Here is a 22,862-nt window from a genome sequence, read left to right as displayed (position 1 = left end):
GGCCAGGTGGCCGGGAATTGAAAAAGGGCTCAGGGCTTGCGCAGCAAGCGTTGCAACTGGTTGTCGAACCAGGCGCTGAAGGCCGGGGTGGGCTGCGCCTCGACGGCCAGGTACCACCAGTCGTCAGCAGCGAAGGCCCGGCATTTCACCGCATCCTTTTCGGTCATGACCAGCGGCAGCGGCGGGCTGAAGGCCAGGCTCTGTGCGCTGAACTGTGCATGGTCGGCAAAGGCATGCGGCACCGGCTGCCAGTTTAGCCCCAGCAGGGTATTGAAGAAACGTTGCGGGTTGCCGATACCGGCCACCGCATGCAGGCGTTGGCCTGCGGGGAAATGGTCAAGCGCGCGGCGCTCACCAGTCCGCAGGTTGACCAGGGTGGACGGCTGCAGGCGGAAGCCGAAACCATCGGCGCGGTCTGCGCTGGCACCATTGAACAACACTGCGTCAGCCTCGTGCAGGCGCTCGGCCGGCTCACGCAGCGGCCCCGCCGGCAGGCAGCGGCCATTGCCCAGGCCTCGGGCGGCATCGATCAGCACCAGCTCCAGGTCGCGCGCCAGGCGGTAGTGCTGCATGCCGTCGTCGCACAGGATCAGGTCGAGGGGTTCGCTGGCCAGCAGGGCCTGCACGGCGCGGGAGCGGTCGGGGTCGATCATCAGCGGCACGCCGGTACGCTGCACGATCAGCAGAGGCTCGTCTCCGGCCTGCCCGGCTACCTGGTCGGCCTGCACGCGCCAAGGTAGCTGCGGCGGCCTGGCGCCATAGCCACGGCTGACCACGCCCACCTTCAGCCCCTGCTGCCGGCAGTGCTCGATCAGCCACAGGATCATCGGCGTCTTGCCGGTACCACCCACGGTAATGTTACCCACCACGATGACCGGCACCGGGGCCCGGTAGCTGGCGCTTTCGCCACTGAGAAAACGCGCCCGCTTGCGCGTGACCACGCGGCGATACAGCGCCTCCAGCGGGCGCAGCAGCGCCAGGGCCGGGTGCCCGGCGTACCAGGCGGCGAGCAGACGGTCGGCGAAGGCCATCAAGGCGTGCCCTGGGCCGCCTCGACGGTGGTCATGCGCAACTGGCTGAAACCGAGCTTGCCGGCGGCATCCATTGCGGTGACCACGGCCTGGTGCGGGGTCTTGCCGTCGGCGCTGATCGCCAGCGGCAGCTTGTTGTCACCACCCGACTCACGCTCGATCGCCTCGCTCAGGGTGGCCAGGTCGCTCTTGGGCAACAGGTGGTTGTTCACCGAGTACACGCCTTCGGCGCTGATGGTGATTTCCACCAGCTTGCCCTGGTCGGGCGGCGCCTGTTCGGCGCTGGCGGCTTCGGGCAGTTCGACGCGCAGTTGGGTCTCGCGGGTGAAGGTGGTGGTGACCACGAAGAACAGCAGCAGGACGAACACCACATCGATCAGCGACGCCAGGTTGATGTCGACGTTCTCCCGCTGGCGGTTGCGCCGGAACTTCACGCCTTGCCTCCGGCCACTTCCACTTCACGGTCGCCCTGGATCACTTCCACCAGCTTGATCGCCTCCTGCTCCATGCCTACCACCAGCTCGTCGATGCGGCGCAACAGGAAGCGGTGGAAGAACACCGCCGGGATACCGACCATCAGGCCGGCCGCTGTGGTGACCAGGGCCTTGGAGATACCACCGGCCAGCACTGCGGCGTTGGCGGTCATCTGTGAGCCCATGAAAGCGCTGAAGATGTCGATCATGCCCAGCACGGTGCCCAGCAGGCCCAGCAGCGGGGCCATGGCAGCGATGGTGCCGAGGGTGCTGATGTAGCGCTCCAGTTCGTGGATGACACGCGAGGCGGCCTCCTCGATGCATTCCTTCATGATTTCGCGGCCATGGCGCGAATTGGCCAGGCCGGCGGCAAGGATTTCGCCTAGTGGCGAATCGGCGCGCAGGGCCTTGAGCTTGTCACTGGTCAGTTGCTTGTCCTTGATCCACATCCACACCTGGCCCAGCAAGTGCGGCGGGGTCACGCGACTGGCGCGCAGGGTCCACAGGCGCTCGACGACGATAGCCATGGCTGCGATGGAGCTCAGAATGATCGGCAGCATCATCCAGCCACCGGACTTGACCAATTCCCACACAGTAAACGCCCCTTTGGAAAAAGGCCGCCACTCTACCATAGGCGCGCCGGGGGCTCATCTGCCGGAGGTCAGGGAATTGACCGGGCCAGTTTCCACCTTGGGCTTTGGGGCGTCTGAACTCGCCTCTTCGCGGGTGAACCCGCTCCCACAGGTATTGCGCTGCTCTCAAGCCTTGCGCCGTACCTGTGGGAGCGGGTTAACCCGCGAAAGGGCCAGTTCAGCTACCGCCAACATCACGCCAGAAGCGCCGCTGTCGGCGCATACTCTCGACCTCCCCCAGCCTCCCCAACACCAAACGCAACGCCCCCTGCTCCGCCGTGTCATGCATCACCACCCCATGCCGCCGATAACGTTCGACCACCTGCGCATGCGGGTGGCCGAAGCTATTGTTGCGCCCGCGCGAGATCAGTACCCCGCGCGGCGCCGTGGCGCGGATGAAGGCCTCGCTGGACGAGCTGCGGCTGCCATGGTGCGGCGCCTGCAACCAGTCGATACGCGGCGCCTCGGTGGCCGACAGCCAGGCTCGCTCGGCACCGGCTTCCATGTCCCCCGCCAGCAACAACCGCTCACCCTGCGCCTCCACCAGCAACACACAAGAACGGTCATTGCTGCTGCGCCCATCAGCCCAGCGCCACAGCGAAAAGCGCACGCCATCCCACATCCATCGCTCGCCACTGGCACAAGGTTGCAATTGCATGTCATCCAGCACTTCGCCGGCGATCACCCGTTTGACCGGCAGGCCACGCTGGATTGCCCCAGCACCACCAGCATGGTCGGCATGGGCATGGCTGATGAGCATCAGGTCCAGGCTGCCCACCCCCAGCTTGCGCAAGGTTGGCAACACCACCCGCTCGCCCAGGTCGCTCTCTCCCCTGGCCGGCCCGGCGTCGTAGAGCATGTTGTGATGGCGGGTGCGCAACAGCACCGCCAGCCCCTGGCCGACGTCCATCTGCCAGACCTCGACTTGCCCGAAAGGCACCGGCGCCTTGGGCACCCACAGGGCCAGCAGCATGATGCCGCCCAAACCACGCAGCGGCACGCCACGGGGCAGCAGTACCAGCAGAGCGCCCAGGCACACCAGCAACCAGGCCCACAACGGCAGGGCTGGTGGCAGCCACGCCGACTGCTGCTGCGCGGCCTGCGCCAGCAGCCGGAACAGCACATCGAGCAGCCCCCCCGCCAGCCAGAGCAATGCCTCCCCTACCTCGCCCAACGGCAGCAACAAAGTGCCCAGCAGCGCCAATGGCAGTACCACCAGACTGATCCACGGCACCGCAACGAGGTTGGCCAGCGGCGCACTCAGGCTCACTGGCAAACCCGTAGCCAACAGTACCGGCAGCAAACCGATGGCAATCACCCATTGAGCCCGGGTCCAGGCCTGCCAAGGGCGCCAGCCGCCCAGGCGGGCACTGAAGCAATAGACAAGCGTGGCCACGGCCGCGAACGATAGCCAGAACCCCGGCAACAGCGCGGCCAACGGCTCGACCAGCAGCACCGCGTCTAGCGCCAGCAACAACGGCAAGGTCGCGCCAAGATGGCGATAGCGCAGGCGCCAGAACAACACCACGGCCAGCATCAGGCAGGCCCGTTGTACCGGCACGCCTGCACCGGCCAGCCAGCCGTACGCCAACGCTGCGGTCATGGCCAGACCGCAGGCACAAGGCAGCCATGGCAGCCGTGCCGGCCACAGCCCCCAACGCGCCAGCCAGGCAACCAGACCATACAGCAAACCGGCAACAAGGCCGATGTGCTGGCCAGAGATCACCAGCAGGTGCACCGTGCCGGTGGCCTGCAACGTTTGCCAGTCCTCCCGGGCCAGGCCCGCCCCGTCGCCAAGTACCAGCGCCACCAACGCTGCCTGCTGGCCATGGGCCTCGACTGCCAACAGGTGCTGGCGCAGCGTGTCGCGCCAGCCGCCGGCAACCGGCGCCAGCAACTGCCCGGCCTTGACGGTACCGGTCGCACCGACCCGCCGCGCCAGCAGTTGCGCCTCACGATCCGGCCCATGCGGGTTAAGCAACCCGGCCGGGCGCTGCAAGGTCACCGCCAGCCGCCACTGCTCGCCCGTGCGCAGCGGCGGGCCATCGAACCAGCTCAGTTGCAGGCGCTGTGGCAGTTCTGCCCGCCGCGAACGGGGCGCGTCCAGCTCGAAGCGCACACCTTGCGCAGTCCGGGTCGGCAGGCCGACCACCTGGCCCTCAAGCCACAGGGTGCGTCCGTCCAGCCCGGCGGCCAGGCGGTCATCCAGCGCCTGCTGTGCGGACCAGCAGGCCCAACACAGGCCTAACAGAAAACAGCCCAGCGGCCACAGCCGGGTGAACAGGCCGGCGCCACCGGCTACTGCCAGCAGCACCAGCCATCCGACCGATGGCAATGCGGGGAGAAAGCCCAGGCACAACAGCCCGAGCGCGAGCGCAAGCATCCCTGTGCGCATAGAAGTAGAGCTCCAGAAGCAAAATCATCTTCTGAGGGATAGCCCAATTGCCGGCAGCGCTTGCTCAACAATTGTCACAAACTCTAAACGAGGCTGAGCGGGAATCAGGGCATACTGCCCGGATAAACGCTCCGGGAGCCTACATGCCGCGCCGACTTTTCAAACGCTACATGCCGGACCCGACCAGTATTCGGGAACACAAGTCCTTACGCTTTTTCGGCAAGTTGCTGCACGACCCGAACCTCTGGCACCTGAACCGCCACTCGGTGGCGCGGGCCATGGGCGTTGGCCTGTTCGCGGCGCTGATCCCGATGCCGGCGCAGATGCTGCTGGCCGCCGCGCTGGCCATTCCGTTGCGCGGCAACCTGCCGATCGCGGTCAGCCTGGTATGGCTGACCAACCCGCTGACCATGCCACCGGTATTCTTCGTCACCTACATGACCGGCGCCTGGCTTATGCAGGTACCGCCGCGTACCCTGCCCGACGAACTGACTTTCCAGTGGATTACCGACCAGCTGTCGACGCTGTGGCAACCCTTCCTGCTCGGCTCGGTGGTGTGCGGCGTGGTGCTGGGGATCCTTGGCTACTTCACCACCATGTTCTACTGGCGCTGGTGGGTGGGCCGGCAGTGGCGTCGCCGCCAATGCCGGTGCAAGGCTTCAGGCACGCATGCCGCGGCCGCTGACCAGCAGGCGCACGCACACCAGGTAGAGCACTGCGGTAGCGACCAGCATGAAGGTAATCGCCGTGCCAATGCTGATATCCGACACCCCTAGGATGCCGTAGCGGAACGAGTTGACCATGTGCAGCACCGGGTTGGCCAGCGACACGGTCTGCCAGAACGGTGGCAGCAGGTTGATCGAGTAGAACACCCCGCCCAGGTAGGTCAGCGGCGTCAGAACGAAAGTCGGGATGATCGAGATGTCGTCGAAGTTGCGCGCGAACACCGCGTTGACGAAGCCCAGCAGCGAGAAGATGGTGGCAGTCAGCAGCACCACGACCACGGTCACGCCCAGGTGGTGCACCTGCAGGTGGGTGAAGAACAGCGACAGGAAGGTCACGATCACGCCCACCGCCAGCCCGCGCAGCACGCCGCCCAGCACATAACCGACGAGAATCGTGTGCGGTGAGACCGGCGATACCATCAGCTCCTCGATAGAACGCTGGAACTTGCTGCCGAAGAAGCTCGATACCACGTTGCCGTAGGAGTTGGTGATCACCGACATCATGATCAGCCCCGGCACGATGTACTCCATGTAGGTGAAGCCACCCATGTCGCCGATCTGCCGGCCAATCAGGTTACCGAAGATGACGAAATACAGGACCATGGTAATCGCCGGCGGCAGCAGGGTCTGCGGCCAGATACGCAGAAAGCGCCGCACTTCGCGGTAGACGATGGTGTTCAGGGCGACCCAGTTGGTGCGCATTTCCACACTCATACGGCCACCTTCGACAGGTTTTTTTCCACCAGGGACACGAACAGCTCCTCGAGTCGGTTGGTCTTGTTGCGCAGGCTCTGCACTTCGATGTTCTGCAGCGCCAGCTGGCCGAACAGCGCGGTGATGCCAATGTCCTTGTCCACCTGCACTTCCAGGGTGTGCGGGGTCAGCAGCCGGCACGGGTAGCCCTGCAGCACCGGTGCAGTGGTCAGGTCCTGCCTGATGTCGAGGACGAAGGTTTCGACATGCAGCTTGCCCAGCAACTGGCGCATGCTGGTGTTCTCGACGATGGTGCCGTGGTCGATGATGCCGATGTTACGGCACAGCTGCTCGGCCTCTTCCAGGTAGTGGGTGGTGAGGATGATGGTGATGCCCTTCTGGTTCAGCTCGGTAAGGAAGCTCCACATCGACCGGCGCAGCTCGATATCCACGCCAGCGGTTGGCTCGTCGAGAATCAGCAGGCGTGGCTCGTGGATCAAAGCACGGGCAATCATCAGGCGGCGCTTCATGCCGCCGGACAGCGAGCGCGACTGCACGTCACGCTTGTCCCACAGGCCGAGCTGGGTCAGGTACTGCTCGGCACGCTCCTTGGCCACCTTGGGCGGGATGCCGTAATAACCGGCCTGGGTCACGACGATGTCGAAGGTTTTCTCGAACTGGTTGAAGTTGAACTCCTGCGGTACCACGCCCAGACAGCGCTTGAGTGCCGACGGCTCGCGATCCAGATCGTGGCCGAACACGTTGACCGTGCCGCTGGTCTTGTTCACCAGGGTAGAGAGGATGCCGATGGTGGTGGACTTGCCCGCGCCGTTGGGGCCGAGCAAGGCGAAGAAGTCGCCTTCGGCAACATCCAGATCGATGCCCTTGAGGGCCTGGAAGCCGTTGCCGTAGGTCTTGGTCAGCTGTCGGATGGACAGGGCGGAACTCATAGCGGGTCACTTACCGAGAAAAAGGTGCAGGACACGCCAGGTAAAGGCACTGGCGCAGTGAGTGCGGCCAATGGTGCTTGGCCTGGCCGCACAAGTACAGTCATGTGTATTGATAATGACTATCGAAGTAGCCGTGGTGTTCGATCAGGTCAGCGCGGTCATTACCGCTGCCTGGTACGCAGGGCGGGCCTTGAGGCGCTCGTACCAGGCCTCCAGGTGCCGCATGGCCGGGCGCTCGATGGGCATTTCGAACCAGGCATAGATGAAACTACCCAGTGGGATGTCACCCATGCCGATCTGGTCACCGGAAAGGTACGGTTGTTTGGCCAGGGCTTCGTCGGCAATGGCCAGCAGTTGGGCGCATTGCTTGTGCGCGGCGTTGATCGCCACCCAGTCGCGCTGGTCCTCCGGGGTGCGCAACAGGCCCCAGAACAGTGGGCGGAACGGCGTGGCAAAGGACGAGGTGGTCCAGTCCATCCACTTGTCCGCCACGGCGCGCTGACGCGGGTCGCTCAGGTACCAGCCCTGCTCCGCGCCGTACTCGGCGCACAGGTAGCGGACGATGGTGTTGGATTCCCACAGGGTCAGGTCGCCGTCTTCCAGCATCGGCACCAGGCCATTGGGGTTGCGCGCGCGGTAGTGCGGCTCGTTGACCACGCCGAAGGCGCCGCCGGCGTCGATCGACTCGAAGTCCAGGCCCAGTTCATGGGCGATCCACAGTGCCTTGCGCACATTGCTCGAATTCTTGCGGCCCCAGATCTTCAGCATGACAACGTCCTTATAGATTCGAAGATACACAGTCTACTGCAAAACCGCATGCGCCGATGATGGGATTCTCAGCGTTCAACAACCGCGTGACGCTATATAGCCATCGCACTAAAAACTAACGTTTTTGCCAGTTTTTTTTTGAAATGCCCTGCGTTACTTTCACTTCTGGCCCACGCAGAGGTTCTGAAAAATGAAAGACAAAGCCGGTGAAATCCCCAAAGCTTTAGCGTTTTCCGGATACAGCCATCTGGACACCGTGCATCGTCGATGGGCTGCTTATTACAACAACCAAGCACTCAGCACCCGAAACAATGAAATCATCACCTCCAAGCGAGACCTGATTACCGGTAAAAGCTGGGAGAGAAGCACACTCCAACTAGGCCCAACCAAGCATTTCTATGATACCTATTTCAGAACAGCCGAGATTAGTCGACGCGTTGTCGCGGATAGACGAGTCATCACTAAAAGAGATCAAGGCATGCGCGGCAGCATTATCAGCGAAATACTTGACTACGGCCCGGGAGATGACAGAACACTATCACTTAAAATCGATTTGGACGGAAGCTACCTGACCCTAGATACCAAGGCACCTAACGAACTGAGGTGGCACTGGAACAAAACGCCCAGATTTACATGGAATGGCAAGGCTGAGGACAGAGCCATTCTCGAAGGTCATTTCACCAAACAAAAATACCTTCTACTTGACCGGATACTGGTAGGACAACGCCATTTCAATCTGTGGATCTATTTGGACTTCTCGATCGACGGCGACCTACTTTGGCAGGCCTACTCAGAACCGCAAAAAAAATTCAACAGCACATTCACCCCCGCCCCTCTACCCCCCTCTACAGACGGGCATCAAAACGAACTCGTTATTTCACTTTACGCCAGTCACTTCCCCATCATAAGTAACGGCACCCCCCCCATCGACATAGCACTCTTCCCTGGCATACTTTCCTCCCCCACAGGCTGGCTGTACATCATCGGCAGTCCGATCGGCAGTGACTCATTCTTCTGCCTCTTCCGCAACGCCGATTCGTCCATTGCAGCCGACAACAACGCTACGGAACTCTCGACAGCGATCCACCCGCTACCGCTGGCCACGATCATCTCCTCGACCGCAGGGCCACAGAAGCTGATAGCCTCCCCATCAACGGCCAATCCCACGTGGTCCCTTACCGGAAAACCTGCAGGATCGCTAACGTTCATTAACGGCGCACAATACTACCAGCCACCAGGCTCGCTCAGCCCCGATGCTGTACCCAACCCCGATTGCAAGACCCTGATCCCCGCCATGCTCAAGAGCAGTACGCGGCAAATACTCCTGCCGGCGGTGGCCGATATTCTCAAGGCAACCGCCAGTATCGGTGAAGCCCACGCCACCTGGGTATCGGAATACTTCGCTCAAACGCACTATTTCAAGGCCGCGAAACAACTAGGCAAACTGCAACTGTCGATGTATTACACCTCGATGACAGGCAACGAAGTGACCGTGCCATTAAAAAACATCACCTGGCATGTTCTGGCAGGCAACGGCAAGGTCAACAGCCAAGGGGTATTCACGCCTGACAGCGAGGCGCCGTCACCCTGCACGGTGATATTGGCCGTGGATGTTGACGAGACCGAGGCGGATCAAAGCTGGTACTGGGCCATGACCATCATTCCACACCCGTTCCTCGAGGTAGACGCCATGCTCGAGCTTTTCAGCGACTAGCAACTGCCTCTCCCAAGCATCACGGCACACGAACTCCGCCAACCATACTCTGTCACTGTTCTGAGCAGGCCTTTGCAGCCAGGCTGTCTACGCTTGTTGCATCGGCTTGAAGCCCACGGTCACGGAGAAAAGACTATGTTGCTGTTATGGTTGGCGGTCATGGTACTAGGCGCAGCCTATCTCACCCACCGGCGCTTGCCGCCCTTGCAGATACTCGGCGCGGTGGCAATCTATGTGCTGCTGATGGGCCTGTTCGGCAATGCACCCGGCTGGCTGTTGGCGGTATTGTGGCTGGCGCTGGCACTCAAAGCCGCTTTGCTCATGCTGCCGCAGTGGCGCCGCCAGGTGCTCACACGCCCTGTTTTCAACTGGTTCCGGCGCACGCTACCGCCCATGTCGCAGACCGAACGCGAGGCCATCGACGCCGGAACCGTGTGGTGGGATGGTGAACTGTTCAGTGGCCGCCCCAACTGGCAAAACTTGCTCGACTACCCGTCACCCACGCTGACAGAAGAGGAGCAGGCGTTCATCGACGGCCCCACCGAACAGCTCTGCGCCATGGTCAGCGACTGGCAGATCGGCCAGGATCTGGACCTGCCGCCCGCGGCTTGGGCCCATATCAAGTCCCAAGGCTTCTTCGCCCTGATCATTCCCAAGGAATATGGCGGCAAAGGCTTCTCGGCCTATGCCCATTCCCAGGTCGCGATGAAGCTCGCCACCCGTAGCGGCGACCTGGCCTCTACCGTGATGGTGCCCAACTCCCTGGGGCCTGCCGAACTGCTGCTGCACTACGGCACCGAAGAACAGCGAAACCACTATCTGCCGCGCTTGGCCCGGGGCGAAGAAATTCCCTGCTTTGCCCTCACCGGCCCAATGGCCGGTTCCGACGCGGGCGCCATGCCAGATACCGGCGTAATCTGCCAAGGGCAGTGGCAAGGTGAAACCGTGATCGGCCTGCGCCTGAACTGGGAGAAGCGCTACATCACCCTGGGGCCCGTCGCCACCCTGCTGGGGCTCGCATTCAAGGCCTACGACCCGGACCACCTGCTGGGTGACCGCGTGGAGCTGGGTATCAGCCTGGCATTGATCCCTACCGATACACCGGGCGTGGAAATCGGCAAACGCCACCTGCCCCTCGGTGCCGCATTCATGAATGGCCCCAATAGCGGCAAGGATGTCTTCGTACCGCTGGACTTTCTCATCGGCGGCAAGGACATGCTCGGCAAGGGCTGGATGATGCTGATGAACTGCTTGTCGGTCGGCCGTTCGATCTCGCTGCCGGCCGTTGGCACCGGCGCGGCCAAGTACACCAGCCTGGTGACGGGGCAATATGCCCGCATCCGCGAACAGTTCAACGTACCGCTGGCCGCGTTCGAGGGCATCCAGGAGTCCCTGGCGCGCATCGGCGGCAACGCCTGGCTGATGGACAGCGCACGCTTGCTGACAACCAAAGCCGTGGATCTGGGTGAAAAACCCTCGGTGCTGTCGGCCATCCTCAAGTACCACCTCACCGAACGCGGCCGCGAATGCATCCGCCACGCCATGGACGTGCATGGTGGCAAGGGCATCATCATGGGGCCCAACAACTACCTGGGGCGAAACTGGCAGGGCGCGCCGATTTTCATCACGGTCGAGGGCGCCAACATTCTCTCGCGCAACTTGATGATCTTCGGCCAGGGCGCCATTCGTTGCCACCCGTTCGTACTCCAGGAAATGGCGCTTGCCGGGCGTGAGGACCACGACCAGGCACTCGGCGAATTCGATGACCTGTTGCTGAAGCACATGCTGTTCGCGGTCGGCAATGCCGCCAGCACACTGGTGCTTGGCCTGGGGCTGGGCGCGCTGGAAAAGGCCCCTGGCGACAGGTTGAGCCAAGGCTACTTCCGCGCACTGAATCGCCAGGCTGCCGCCTTCGCCCTGCTGGCCGACCTGTCGATGATGTTGCTGGGCGGGGCGTTGAAGCGCCGCGAGCGATTGAGTGCCCGCTTGGGCGACGTATTGAGCTACCTCTACCTGTCATCTGCTGCACTCAAGCGCTACCACGACCTGGGCTCGCCAGAGTACATGCAGCCGTTGCTGCGCTGGGCGCTGGAGGAGAGCCTGGGCCAGGCGGAAAGTGCCTTGGACCGTTTGCTCGACAACTTCCCCAACCGCTTCGTCGGCTGCGCCTTGCGCGTGCTGGTATTCCCGTTTGGGCGCCGCCACACCGGGCCGAGCGACGAACTGGATGCCGAAGTGGCCGAGTTGCTGGGGCGCCGCAAGGGCGACCCTGCCCTGGAGCAGCTGTTGGCCGGCTGCTTCCGGCCCGAGGCCGACGGTGATGCGGTGGCTGCGTTGCAGCGTGCATGCGATGCGCTGGACGACACCGCCCCCTTGCACAAACGTTTGGCCCAGGCGCTCAAGGAGGGCGTGGTGCAGCCAGCGCCGGGGCAGTGCCCGATCGATGCCGCTGTGCAAGCGGGTGTCCTTCAACAGCAAGAAGGCCAGCAGCTGCAGGCCGCCGAGCAAGCGCGCCGGGCGGTGATCGCAGTGGATGCCTTCGACAAGCAATACTTGCAGCCCATACCGGGCCAGGTACGCTGACCAGGTTTCAAACAGGGCCGCCAAGCGGCCCTGCCAGGCTTTCACCTGGCCACAAGCCACGTATACTTCGCGCCCGTTTCAACATTTCGAGGACCTCACCATGGCCACCCCTAACCTGGACTATCACCTGCAACTCCTTCAGCACCTGCGCACCATTCTGGTAGCGCTGGGTGAAGCCGACCAGGTACCAGAGGAAAGCCACGCCCTGTTCCTCGAACGTTTCGACGAACTGCTCACCTTGCTGCCTCAGGACCCGCTGGAAAGCCAATACCTTGGCCAGGATCTGATCTGCCAGGTCATTCAGCGCTACCCGCAAATTGCCCATCTGGTACCCCGTGACCTGCTGTGGTTCTTCGGCGGCGACTGCCTGCATTTCATGCCGGACGAGGAGCTGGCGCTTTATCAGAGCCTGGAAGAGCGTCGCCATGAAGCCGAGCAACGCGGTGAGCCCTTTGACTGGCACCAGCAAAAGCAACTCCTCAGCCAGGCAGGTCAGCCCACCGATGACTGAAACCTGTGGCGACTCACAGGCAAACGAATGATCCACCACACATGCTGATTTAACTTACATACCCGCCGCCTCCGCCCTCCTAAGCTCCCCGTCCCGGCTGGTTTCACAAGACCAGCCGGTATCGACAGATCCGGCCTGACGCCTGTCTGATGTCAGGCCTTCCTATAGAGAACGGGGATAACAGTCATGCAAAAGTTATTGGTAACCGCGGCCCTGGCCTTGGGCCTGAGCAGCACGGCATTCGCCAACACGGGCAACATTCAATTCAAAGGGGCGATCACCAGTGGCACCTGCTCGATCGAAATCATCGACCCGGTAACCGGGGGCAAAATGGATAACGTCCGAATGGGCAATGTCGCCAGCGGACGCTTCAACACAATTGGCGACGAAGGCAACTCTCACCCTTTTGCCATGCGTGTCACTCCCGGCACTGGATGTGATACCACCACCAACCAGGGCTATGTAACGTTCAAAGACAAATACGGCGCTGTAGGCGCTGCCGGCGAGCTGCACGCACTGGTCGCTGGCGGGGCAACCAACCTGGGCCTGGCCATCAAGGACAATACCGGAACCCTGATTGCCAATGGTAGCGAGTCCAAAGCCTACGACCTGGACGACAGCGCCCCGACCGACATGCTGTTCTACGCGGCCTACCGCGCCTTCGGCATCCCTGTCACGGCAGGCGACGCGAACACGGACATCGGCTTCGTCTTTGATCTCAAGTAACACCGTTCCAGGCCGCACGATGTGCGCCTGGATCCACCCGCTACACATGGGCCTTCACATGAAATCCATCCAACCCTCCCTCGGCTTGCGACAAGCCATGCTCGGCCTTTGTCTGGCCGTTTGCCTACCTGCCGCCGAGGCAGCCCTGACCATCAGTAATACACGCGTGGTCCATGCCAGCGACGCGCGCAGTTCTTCGGTCGTGGTCGCCAACCCGAGCACCAAGGTTTTCGCCGCCCAGACCTGGGTCAATACCCACGAGGACAATACCGACACCGCCGTCCCCCTGATTGCTACCCCCAGCCTGTTCCGTCTGGACCCTGGTATGGAGCAACTTGTGCAGATTCAGAACTTGCCGAACGACCTGCCAACCGACAGGGAATCCCTGTTCTATTTCAACCTGCAAGAGATTCCACAAGTACAAGACCGCAGCGAAAACGTGCTGAACATCGCGATGCGCACGCGCATCAAGGTGTTCCATCGCCCAAGCCAGCTAAAGGGGCGCCCTGAAGACCATGTCAAGCACCTGCAGTGGTCGATACGCAAGATTGACGGCGTGCGCCACCTGGTGGTGAACAATCCTTCCCCCTACCACTACACTTTCAGCCGCCTGGAGTTGAGCGATGGCAAGCAGACCGAGAAAGTGCGCAGCATGGCCATGGCTGTGCCATTCGGCGAGCAAACCTACCGTCTGAGCAACACCGCCTTGCGAGCAAAGTTGCAACTCACGTTTTCCACGATCAACGATTATGGTGTCGCAAGCGCTGCCACCACTGCAGTGCTACAACTCGACGAATGAAATCAAGGCAACACTTCCAGATCTTGCGAGCCCAGGTTCGGTGCAGAGGGCCACGTGTGGCCCCCATCGAAGCTGACCGTTGCAAACAGCTGCAGCCTGGATCCCAGCTTGAGCGTCTGCAGCCAGCTCTTGGGCACGACCAACGTATCATCACCGCCAATCAGTCGATCCCTGATTTCATTCTCATTCACCTGGTGGGGTCCCACCTCAAATGTCACCGGCTTGGTTGGGTCAATGCCTTTGAGGTCAATCCTGAGCACATGATCCGTGCTTACATAGGCCCATGTACCGATGCGAAGGTGCGCCTCATCGGTAATAACATCGCTTAATTTCAAGTAGCCCACCTCCGCTTCGTTGATCTGCGGAATCGGGTAGTAGGGAGCAAAGGCCAACACCCTCACCTGTCGATGCGGAGTGACCGACTCAACTACCTGACCATCGAAGGTGGTGACCTGATAATAAAAGGGCAACGTTTTGCCAGATTGCATGGCGAGCTTGTCCCGGGGGATCAGGAACTGCCCCTTGACCTCTGACTCTTCCAGGGTCAACGAGCCCAACTCACCGGGTTCGCCCCATTGCAGCACCAGCGTGTCTTGCGGATAGACCTCCGCCTCCTCAGGCAGTACTCCAAACAGGTCGCCAGTCAAGGCTTTCAGATCAAGCGTGAGCGTAGCTCCCGTGCCGCTTGCTTTCGGTAGCTCCGGCCACGGTAACTGCCGAGGAACAATTTCTGCAGCGACATCAAGATCGACGATACGCGCACGGGGGCTCTGGTTGCCCGCACGGTCCTTGATACGGTAATACGCATAGCGCACACCATCCTCGCGGTCACGAATCATCTGGCCGTCGAACACCAGTTTCACTGGTTGGCCGATATCTGCCAGGTTCAGGGTGCGCTCGCCCGCGTACTCCTCATCGTTCAGCTTACGGTTCCAGAAGTAAGTGATCGTGTCACCCACCGCAAGTACCTTGTAATCAGGCACCAGGGCCTCCAACTTATCGCCGTTGAGTGCCAGGTATTGGGCTGTCACGCCGTTGTTCAAGACCTCGTCCGGAAACACCAACATGCCTTCATCCCCGCCGAGTGCAGGCGGCTCGCGGTCGATTGTCAGCTGTAAAACCTTCGATCGGCCGGTTTCCCCATTGTAGATCTGAACCTCGTAATGAAGCGTTGGTCTGCCGTGCAACAAGTACTCGGTTCCCACTTCAATGATCAAATCCGCAGGCAACACTTTCGATGTGAAGGTTCTCGCTGTGTGTACAACGCCATTCCAGTAAAAGGTGAGGGTTTCAGGATCGTCCTCACTGGGAAGCGAAATTGGCCACATGGGTATCTCTACACGTAACGGACCTACCAGAGCGTCAACGGGAAGCAGGTTAGGCTGCCCGTCGGCAATGTCTTCCAGCATCGCCTCCACTATTGGTGGTGCAAGGTCTTCACTGCGCCGCTCAACCAGACGGCGCCCGAAGAGGCGATCTACCCACGCTTGGAACCGGACCCAAAACCGACGAACACTCTTCATGACGCCTTCTCCAACGGTAGATCAGTAGCCAAGGCGAGCACTTACCAGCTGTAGTGCACGCCCAGGTTAACCCCCCAGGGCTGCTCGAGCTTGTCGCCATTGCTGTAATCGAAATCAGCATGCACCTGCCAACGCTCCATCAGCGAAACGGCAACCCCCACACCTAGCTCCCCACGAGAGCCGGAAAGGTCGTTGTCGAAACGATGCTGGTTGACCTTGACCTGGTTGTTGGTGACGAACTCATGCACATACGCCATACGTACATAGGGCTGGGCCACACGCCCCTCGCCCAGATCGAAATTGCGCCCCACGGTGGCACCCGCCTTGCCCAAGAGGGATTGGGTATCATCGTTGCTGGCCTTCAGGCCGTTCTTCATTCGATAACTGTCGCCCTGGATATTGACCGCAGACCATTGGGTGAAAGGCTCGACGAAATAACCAGATTCCAGGGGAATGTGACGGCCGAACTCCAACGAAGCACCTACACCCACGTTGTCGTAGCTGCCCTTGGTCCGCGTACCATCACTCAGATTGACCTTGGCATCGTTGTCGAAACGGTTGAGTTTCACCACACCGTCGAAGTAATAACCGCTAGCTGCATCCAACCAGGTCGCATAAAGGCCGAGGTAGTAGCTTTTCACCTCGCCAGAGGCGCCCCTCGCAACGTTGAGGTCCGACGTGCTATAGCCTGCCAAAGCCCCTGCCAACCACTGCCCATCCCCCCACGGCAAGGGCGCATCCGCCCCCAGCGAAACACCCTGCTGGTTTTGCGTATAGGCCACACCCGAAGATTCGGATACGTTGTATTTGTTGCCGTAGCTGCGCATCCAGGCGCCAGACTTACGCTCATCCAGCCGCAATTCGCCCATGCGGCTACGCAGCGAACTCAGCTCGCCGTACCAAACGGTCGGGGCGGTGCCGAACAGAGCCAGCGCAGCGCCGGTGCTTGGGCTGATGATCTTGCGCGACCCATCCAGGTACCAGTCATTACCGCGCTGTTGCAGCTCGTAGGAAAATGCACCGAGGTCAACCGGGCCATTGACCAGCGAAAACTGCGCATCACCCGCATCGGCATGCACGATATGCAACGAGTTTTCACTTGCCGGCTCGTTACCGCTACTTCCTACCAACAAACCGTGACTGCCGGTGGCGGTACCGATCTTCAGGAAGTCGGTTTCTCCCGTGGCAAAATCAGCATCCATGATGAACGTGCCATTGCCACTCAGCGTGCCCAGTTCCAGGGTCAGGAACTGCCGCGGCTCGCCCAGGCTGACCAAGCCGCCATTCATGGCCAGGCTGCCCACCTGACTGTCTTCGACCATGTTCCAGCGCCCTTGGTTGTTGAGGGTAAGCCCGGCAACGTTCTCCAGCCGACCGGTCAGGCTTGCCTGGTTATCCAAAGTCAGATTGGCGGTAGAGCCTGCTTCGGCGCGCACATCACCTTGCAAGTGGCTACCCTCGACGCGCATGTCTGCCCGTGAGCTGCCAACCACTTCCAGCAAGTTACCGTTGCCTCCCACCAAGCTGGACCCAGGTCCCACGACAATGTCGGCCGAGGCACCTGGCAGCTCTGCACGACCGACAAGAATCGCCGGGCCTTGCTGGCCCTCGACGCGCGTACCTTGCAGGTTGATGCTGGCGGCGCCCGTAGACGTCGAGCCATTCACCCGCAGCCCTGCACCGGTACCGGTGATCGTGCTGTCCTGCGCATTGAGCGTACCGCCTTTGAACATATCCACCGCAGGGCGGTTTTCGCCGGTAGCGACCAGCGTGCTGCGGGTGACATTCAACATAGAGTCCTGGCTGATGTAGGCAGCGCCAAGGTTGCCCTGTACATGGCTATCACTTACGGTTGCACTTGCACCGTTGCCTTTACCATCATGGTTGAGCCGAATACCGTAGGAGTCGGCGATGATGGTGGCGCCGTTACTGATGCTGGCGCTGCTGCTGGCCGCCAGGTCAACCCCGTTGCGCACACTGCCTGAGTTCACGGTGCCGCCACTCATGTTGAAGGTGGCACCGGAGCGCAGGAGGACGTAGCCCATGTCTGCTGCGTTGGCATTCAAGGTGGCGTCTGGCTTCAGTTCGTAGTCATCGGTCGGGGTACCGGCACCAATGGTGCGCTGCCCTTCGACCTGGGTAAGCGCCTGGGCAGGGGTGGCGATTGCCAGCGTCAACGGCGCCAGCAATGCCCAGGCCATGGCACGCTGGGGCCGGACAGTGATATCAAGGATGCAAAAGGGCATGGGCAATTACCTCAATCTGGCGGCCACCGTGTCGCCGTGGCCGCTCATGGCGAATGAAGTGCGCGAAACTACGCCTCATTTTCCGAGTTTTATGTAGGAATAGTCTGATTGCGACTAGCTACTCCCAAGCAGAAGTACCTAGGGCAAGTCGCAAGGATCAGTGGTGCCATGCATTGCAAACTTCGCCATGCCCACGTCCGAAATGACCGGCACCCGCTTCCCCGAAGCGGTCAAGACTGACTCGAATTCATAACGCACGAAGCCGCGCCCACTATGGTTATTGCTATCGAAGTCGTAGATTGGCAGGACGTAGTCTTCGTAGGGGATTCGCCAATCGAAACCAGTGACAGGGTGATCCGTACCCAAGGTGATTTCCTCATCCCAGGCGACAACCTCCTCGTCACCCGAAGTACTGTGCAATGCCCACCAGTAAAGGTGCACCTTACTACCGGGCTTCAACCCATACTGGCTGAGGTTCTTCACGCTGACGAGGATAGCTGGCGGAATCGAAGGGTCAGTAGGTATGTCGAGGGCATTACAGGTCATCCATCCGCTTGCATTGACGCCGACGAATTCAGGTGCATCGGGATGGATGACAACCGCATTGACCACAACGTCCTGACTTTTTGAGATCCCTTTGTTGGGTACTGAGGCGCGGCTGATCTCATAATGAACCGGCACAGTAGTATTACCGGTTCGATTTATATATTCCCAGAGAATCACGACTTTCTTTTCATCACCGGCTTTGTCTGTATCGAGGACCTTGTAATCGACGCCCACAATATGCTCGCCCCCCCAGAAGAATTGCACCACATCATCTTTCAGAAGCCCTTCATAGAGCTCAAAGCGCAGCTCTGCGTTTAACCTATCGTGCTCCGGCCCCAAGACGTCAGGTGTTGTTGAGCCGTCACCATATACATGGGGTAATGGCAAATGCGGATTCACAGGGTCAGGCCATTCCGGATCCGGGTCAGGCCCCGGATCAACCGGCCCGATCATTTCAAAGTTCACATCCACGCTGTTTGTGGCATTACCTTGAATCTCGATACCGCGACGCACCTGGTAACTGACGTTTATCGTTTTTGTGCCCTCTTCCGGCTTACCGTATTCATCGCGGACAACGGCTTTATCAACCGAAACGAGTATCGATGAACCTCCAAGACCAATTGCCCTCCACCCCAGGTCTTTGTTCCCCCAACGAGGGTTGAACTCATCGGTAGGTTTGGAGTTCTTGATTTCGGGAATCTCGATGATGATACCTAGCATCGCATCTTCACGGTCGATCAGACCATCGTTGGCCAATGGCACCTGCGGAGGCAGCAAGACGGTAGGCAAGGCACCAAGTGTGATCGATACGTCTCTCACCAGGGAAAGAGTGTCGTTCCCCGCCTTGTCCCTCAACAGGTAGACCACATAGGCCTGTCCATCGCCGAGCGCCTCGAGGGTAGCCTCACGGATTGCGAGCTTTTGGTCCGCCTGGATCACTGACGCATCGCCTTCCGGCACCAAGATAGGTTTGCCTACCGGAACTTCCTTGGTGACCCACCAATACACATGATCACCCACTGCCCTATCGGAATACTCTGGCAGCGTCAGCTCAATGTTAGCCACGTTGGTGTCAGTGATGACCGGGAGAGGCGGCACTTCTTCAGCTGGCTGCCCTTTATTCGGGCCCAGGCGATCAAAACGTAGCGTCAGGGTATTCGACGGTTGCGGAGGAATGCCGTTATAGAGTTCGATTTCATAGAAAAACAGATGATCGCCATCGCCCCCATAACTTGGTTCTTCCTTTTCCAACTTGACAGGAAGCGGGAATTTATCCGCGTCAGCTGCCTCAAATCGCCCACTGAAAATTTCTTGTTTTGGCCCCGAAGCGCCGACTTGATGATAAACATGCAACGTATCGAACTCACCTGGAGGCGGCGCCAGGTTCCACTTGTCGATTTCGATGACCAAATCTTTCGCGGGGTCCTTCAAGATCTCTGCCCAGACCGTTCCATCAGTCGCGTCCGCTAATACACTCGGGTCCACTCGCGGTGCCGGATCAGCCAGCGTGCAGGCGTTGCGCTGCACTCCATCTCGCTTCTGCTTCCGACAATCACGGCGATTCAGTTCCGCATCACTGTATATTCTACCCAATCGACTCATGGTATTGCTCCGATGGTGAGAGTTGAAGAAACGTGCCACCGACTCTGCCCCCATTGCAGGCGCACCACAACTAGCAGTTTTATCAGCTTGACAAAATCGGACAACAGCAAAAGACCCGAATTTTCGGAGTCAGGCACGATCACACATAAAAAACCGCTACTTCACGCCAGCCGATACATCCAACGATGACACCGTGCAGTCGCGAAATAGCGGTATATTTAGAACTTTTTTAACTAACGCTTTCACACCGCGTCAGGATGGGCGCATTTCAAACGGCCGCATCAGTGCCTGACTGGCTGATCAAACGATCTGTCGCATCATAACCATAATCGCCGATACGGCCATCAGGGAGTGACACCTGACTCAACCGCCCAAACACATCGTATTCCAAAGCCCGCTGCTGCTCATCCCGTGTGAGATTACCATCTTTATCATATGTAAATTCAATGAATGACGGATAATCCTCATGAGAATTGGTCATGGATGTAAGCTGTGCAGGGTCAAGCTCATTTTCAAAGTTGTAACTCGCCAGATTCTTGAGTTCGACCGTCCCTGTCGCATCGAAGAAGCGTGTGGTGACAAAGGTGATATTGTCCACTTCATCAAATTCAAAGTCCTGGCTATTGATGATCTTGCCGTAAGGGTCCTCTGGCGACAATGGCCCACTACAGGTATAACTGATCAGCCGAGCGCGAGGATCGTAGCCATAGAGTTCTTCACGCAAGGTGACCTTGTTACCCAGCAGTTTTCGCTCCACCAGCGCGTCACACCCATCATAACGCTGCATCAGGACCTGAACTTCGCCCGGCATCCGGAAGATACGCTCACACTCCCGATCAAAATCGTCGTAACTCAAAATCGTCTCTAGCCATTGCTCACCATCAGTGGTTTTGAAACTACGCATACGTCCCAACTCGTCGTAGGTGAACACGGCATGGGTGGTGCCAAGCGACGTCGATTCCAGGCGACCTGCCTCATCGTATTCATATTTTTGCCTGGCACCGAAGACATCGGTATAGCCCAGATCACGCGCACGAAGGCTTTTTTCATAATGCATTTCGTATAGCTCGCTGCCTCCGTCGGAGCGGCTTTCATAGCGAAGCTCGCCAGTACTGAAGTAGTCGCGCTCAATAACCACACCGTTTTCAACGCACTTCATCAGTCGTGCATTCTTCCGGTCGTAAACAAAGCTGTCATCCACCCCTACTGAACGCCGCAAGATGGGCTTTTCGGAAAGTTTCGGAACATAATCGTAGTCGATCAGCCCCCCCTTGGGCGTCTTCACCTGGCTAGGCTTAAGTTGGCCCTTTTTATAGAAATAGTTCTTGGGTCGGCCACCGGTGATAGACCGGATCATGCGACCGAGCCCATCGAATACTTGCTCGCCCAACAGTTTTCCATTCACCGATATCTTGACCGGTTTATCCTCATCGGTATAACGCGCATAGTCGCGCAATACCACGCTGTTGTCTGCCAAGGTGTGCTTGACAAGCCGATCAAACGCATCGTATTCAAAGCGTGTGATCGCTTGACGCGCATCAACCTCTCGCACCGTCCGCCCCAAGCCATCGTAATAATAGCGATGCAGGCTTTCCCTACCGCCATTCAGCCGCACGCGTTCAACCTGCACGGGCTTGTCGAACACATTCAGCCAAGTGATGCTTTTGCCAGTCTTGAATTTGCCATCTTTTGTCTGCGTCCAGCTGGTCTGGATTGGCCTTCCCCCCGATGCCACTGTGCCAATCGGGTCCGTCACATCGTAACGCCAGATATGGTCAGGGCCAATTTCACAATATTGCTGGCCCCAGGAATCGAACAGCATCGTACTGGAAAGCACCAGGTCTTTATCCCCCAACCAGTCATACTCATCCTCGGCAATCAAATTGCCCAGCGGATCGAAGTAAGCCTCATAGTTCGTCCGGAACGTATCCCGCCGCGAGGCTTGCGCCGCATCGGCGTCATACCGCTGGGTTTTGACGACTTTGTTGTTTCCATTGACGTATGTCTGGGTGGCCACGCCGCTGACGTTATACTCAATCTGGCTGGCTTGTTGGCCCAGGGTGGAGGTAAGGAAGTATTGATAACGGCGAGAGGCCTCATAGTCGGGATCATCGGGTGACACGGTCTCCTTGACGACGCGGCGCAGCCCATCGTACTCATAGGCAATTTTTACATCGTTATCATCCTGGCTCAGCATCGGTTCACCGAACAATACCGAATGCTGAACCGTTATCTCCTTGCTGGAATCACGTAGCTGCCCGTCCTCCATCACTTCGTCATGATCAAAGCCGATAACCGTCTGAGTTTCTTCAAGTATCGGATGTGACTGTGGTGTCAAAATCTCATAGCCATACGTGGTCAGTGTCTCTTGTTCATTTCGCACAACCGTCTGGGATTCAATACGGCCATGACGCAAGCTGTCCGATGTCGACCTGATATGCACGTAGTTTGTTTCACTCAACAGCCCACCGGGTTCCATGCTGCCCTCGTACAGGCTCTCGCGCTCCACTTCCAGCCAGTACTCGCCCAGCTTGCGTCGGAGCGTCCGATCGAGTTTGGAAACGATACAGTCGATAGGCGTATAACGATAATGCTTGAGCAGCACCCTGGCCTGCCCTTCCAAGCCCGGCTTTTTGCTAGGCGTGGTGGTGGTCGACTTGACACTGCGCTGGAACCCTTGCGGGTCCGGTGGGCAACCGTCCTCACCGTCCTTGTCGTAGTAGGCGTAGGTGGTGACGATGCCGTTGGGCTGTTCTTCAAGGATCAGGTTGCCATGTTCGGGATCGTACTCGGTGGTGGTGACTTCTTCACGCAGGGCGGTGCTGTCGCTTTCCAGCCGCCAGCGCTGGGTCACGGTGTAGGGCTGCTGGAAGTTGTTCAGCTGATACTCGAAACCGACGTTCGGGATTTCGTGGTAAACCGTCTCGGTTTCCTGGATATGCCAG

At 59.6% G+C, this 22,862-nt stretch carries 16 protein-coding genes and 1 pseudogene; 6 read left to right on the top strand and 11 right to left on the bottom strand.

What is annotated here, in order from left to right:
* Window positions 1-29 precede the first annotated feature (29 nt).
* The 4 genes from lpxK to J5M58_RS23365 all read right to left on the bottom strand — a co-directional run bounded on the left by lpxK (window position 30) and on the right by J5M58_RS23365 (window position 4,531).
* A complete protein-coding gene (lpxK, locus tag J5M58_RS23380) occupies window positions 30-1,031 on the bottom strand; it encodes a tetraacyldisaccharide 4'-kinase (RefSeq protein WP_207879765.1) in 1,002 nt (333 codons plus the stop codon).
* Window positions 1,031-1,465, bottom strand: a complete 435-nt coding sequence (locus J5M58_RS23375) for a biopolymer transporter ExbD (RefSeq protein WP_046617071.1) — start codon at window positions 1,463-1,465, stop codon at window positions 1,031-1,033. The genes lpxK and J5M58_RS23375 overlap by 1 nt, the downstream gene beginning before the upstream one ends.
* Window positions 1,462-2,097, bottom strand: coding sequence for a MotA/TolQ/ExbB proton channel family protein (locus J5M58_RS23370; protein WP_016391244.1), 636 nt, complete (start codon window positions 2,095-2,097; stop codon window positions 1,462-1,464). The genes J5M58_RS23375 and J5M58_RS23370 overlap by 4 nt, the downstream gene beginning before the upstream one ends.
* 217 nt (window positions 2,098-2,314) lie before the next feature.
* On the bottom strand, window positions 2,315-4,531 hold the full coding sequence (locus tag J5M58_RS23365) for a DNA internalization-related competence protein ComEC/Rec2 (RefSeq protein ID WP_112253344.1): 2,217 nt from the start codon (window positions 4,529-4,531) through the stop codon (window positions 2,315-2,317).
* A 143-nt stretch (window positions 4,532-4,674) separates the two neighbouring features.
* Here J5M58_RS23365 and J5M58_RS23360 point away from each other — a divergent pair.
* A pseudogene (locus J5M58_RS23360) lies at window positions 4,675-5,187 on the top strand (DUF2062 domain-containing protein); the annotation flags it as partial.
* 3 nt (window positions 5,188-5,190) lie between these two features.
* Here J5M58_RS23360 and J5M58_RS23355 read toward each other — a convergent pair.
* From J5M58_RS23355 to J5M58_RS23345, 3 genes are all read right to left on the bottom strand, one after another.
* Entirely contained in the window at window positions 5,191-5,970 is a 780-nt protein-coding gene (locus J5M58_RS23355; protein ID WP_112253345.1) for an ABC transporter permease, read from the bottom strand.
* The gene (locus J5M58_RS23350; RefSeq protein ID WP_112253346.1) at window positions 5,967-6,899 is read right to left on the bottom strand and encodes an ABC transporter ATP-binding protein; all 933 of its coding nucleotides are present in this window, start codon (window positions 6,897-6,899) and stop codon (window positions 5,967-5,969) included. The genes J5M58_RS23355 and J5M58_RS23350 overlap by 4 nt, the downstream gene beginning before the upstream one ends.
* Before the next feature lie 144 nt (window positions 6,900-7,043).
* Window positions 7,044-7,667 carry a glutathione S-transferase gene (locus J5M58_RS23345; RefSeq protein WP_112253347.1) on the bottom strand — a complete coding sequence of 208 codons (624 nt, stop codon included), beginning with the start codon at window positions 7,665-7,667 and terminating at the stop codon, window positions 7,044-7,046.
* A 190-nt stretch (window positions 7,668-7,857) separates the two neighbouring features.
* Between J5M58_RS23345 and J5M58_RS23340 the strand changes: the two genes are divergently transcribed.
* The 5 genes from J5M58_RS23340 to J5M58_RS23320 all read left to right on the top strand — a co-directional run bounded on the left by J5M58_RS23340 (window position 7,858) and on the right by J5M58_RS23320 (window position 14,000).
* A complete protein-coding gene (locus tag J5M58_RS23340) occupies window positions 7,858-9,381 on the top strand; it encodes a hypothetical protein (RefSeq protein ID WP_207879763.1) in 1,524 nt (507 codons plus the stop codon).
* 135 nt (window positions 9,382-9,516) lie between these two features.
* Window positions 9,517-11,964 (top strand): acyl-CoA dehydrogenase, encoded by a 2,448-nt coding sequence (locus J5M58_RS23335; protein WP_207879761.1) that lies wholly within the window; start codon window positions 9,517-9,519, stop codon window positions 11,962-11,964.
* A gap of 100 nt (window positions 11,965-12,064) precedes the next feature.
* Window positions 12,065-12,475, top strand: coding sequence for a PA2817 family protein (locus J5M58_RS23330; protein WP_112251868.1), 411 nt, complete (start codon window positions 12,065-12,067; stop codon window positions 12,473-12,475).
* A gap of 186 nt (window positions 12,476-12,661) precedes the next feature.
* A complete protein-coding gene (locus J5M58_RS23325; RefSeq protein ID WP_207879759.1) occupies window positions 12,662-13,201 on the top strand; it encodes a fimbrial protein in 540 nt (179 codons plus the stop codon).
* Window positions 13,202-13,259: 58 nt separating this feature from the next.
* Window positions 13,260-14,000: a molecular chaperone gene (locus J5M58_RS23320; protein WP_207879757.1), complete on the top strand. Its 741-nt coding sequence runs from the start codon at window positions 13,260-13,262 to the stop codon at window positions 13,998-14,000.
* A gap of 2 nt (window positions 14,001-14,002) precedes the next feature.
* On the opposite strand, the gene J5M58_RS23315 is transcribed toward J5M58_RS23320, so the two are convergent.
* The 4 genes from J5M58_RS23315 to J5M58_RS23300 form a co-directional block, all read right to left on the bottom strand.
* On the bottom strand, window positions 14,003-15,523 hold the full coding sequence (locus J5M58_RS23315; protein ID WP_207879755.1) for a hypothetical protein: 1,521 nt from the start codon (window positions 15,521-15,523) through the stop codon (window positions 14,003-14,005).
* A 41-nt stretch (window positions 15,524-15,564) separates the two neighbouring features.
* Window positions 15,565-17,769, bottom strand: a complete 2,205-nt coding sequence (locus J5M58_RS23310; protein WP_207879753.1) for an autotransporter outer membrane beta-barrel domain-containing protein — start codon at window positions 17,767-17,769, stop codon at window positions 15,565-15,567.
* A 138-nt stretch (window positions 17,770-17,907) separates the two neighbouring features.
* Entirely contained in the window at window positions 17,908-19,917 is a 2,010-nt protein-coding gene (locus J5M58_RS23305) for a hypothetical protein (protein WP_207879751.1), read from the bottom strand.
* A gap of 268 nt (window positions 19,918-20,185) precedes the next feature.
* The coding region (locus J5M58_RS23300) for an RHS repeat domain-containing protein (RefSeq protein ID WP_207879749.1) at window positions 20,186-22,862 on the bottom strand (2,677 nt) is incomplete at its 5' end.

It is taken from the genome of Pseudomonas sp. 32_A, from assembly GCF_017490905.1.
GTDB classification, from domain to species: domain Bacteria; phylum Pseudomonadota; class Gammaproteobacteria; order Pseudomonadales; family Pseudomonadaceae; genus Aquipseudomonas; species Aquipseudomonas inefficax.
This window is presented reverse-complemented; position numbering and strand designations above follow the sequence as displayed.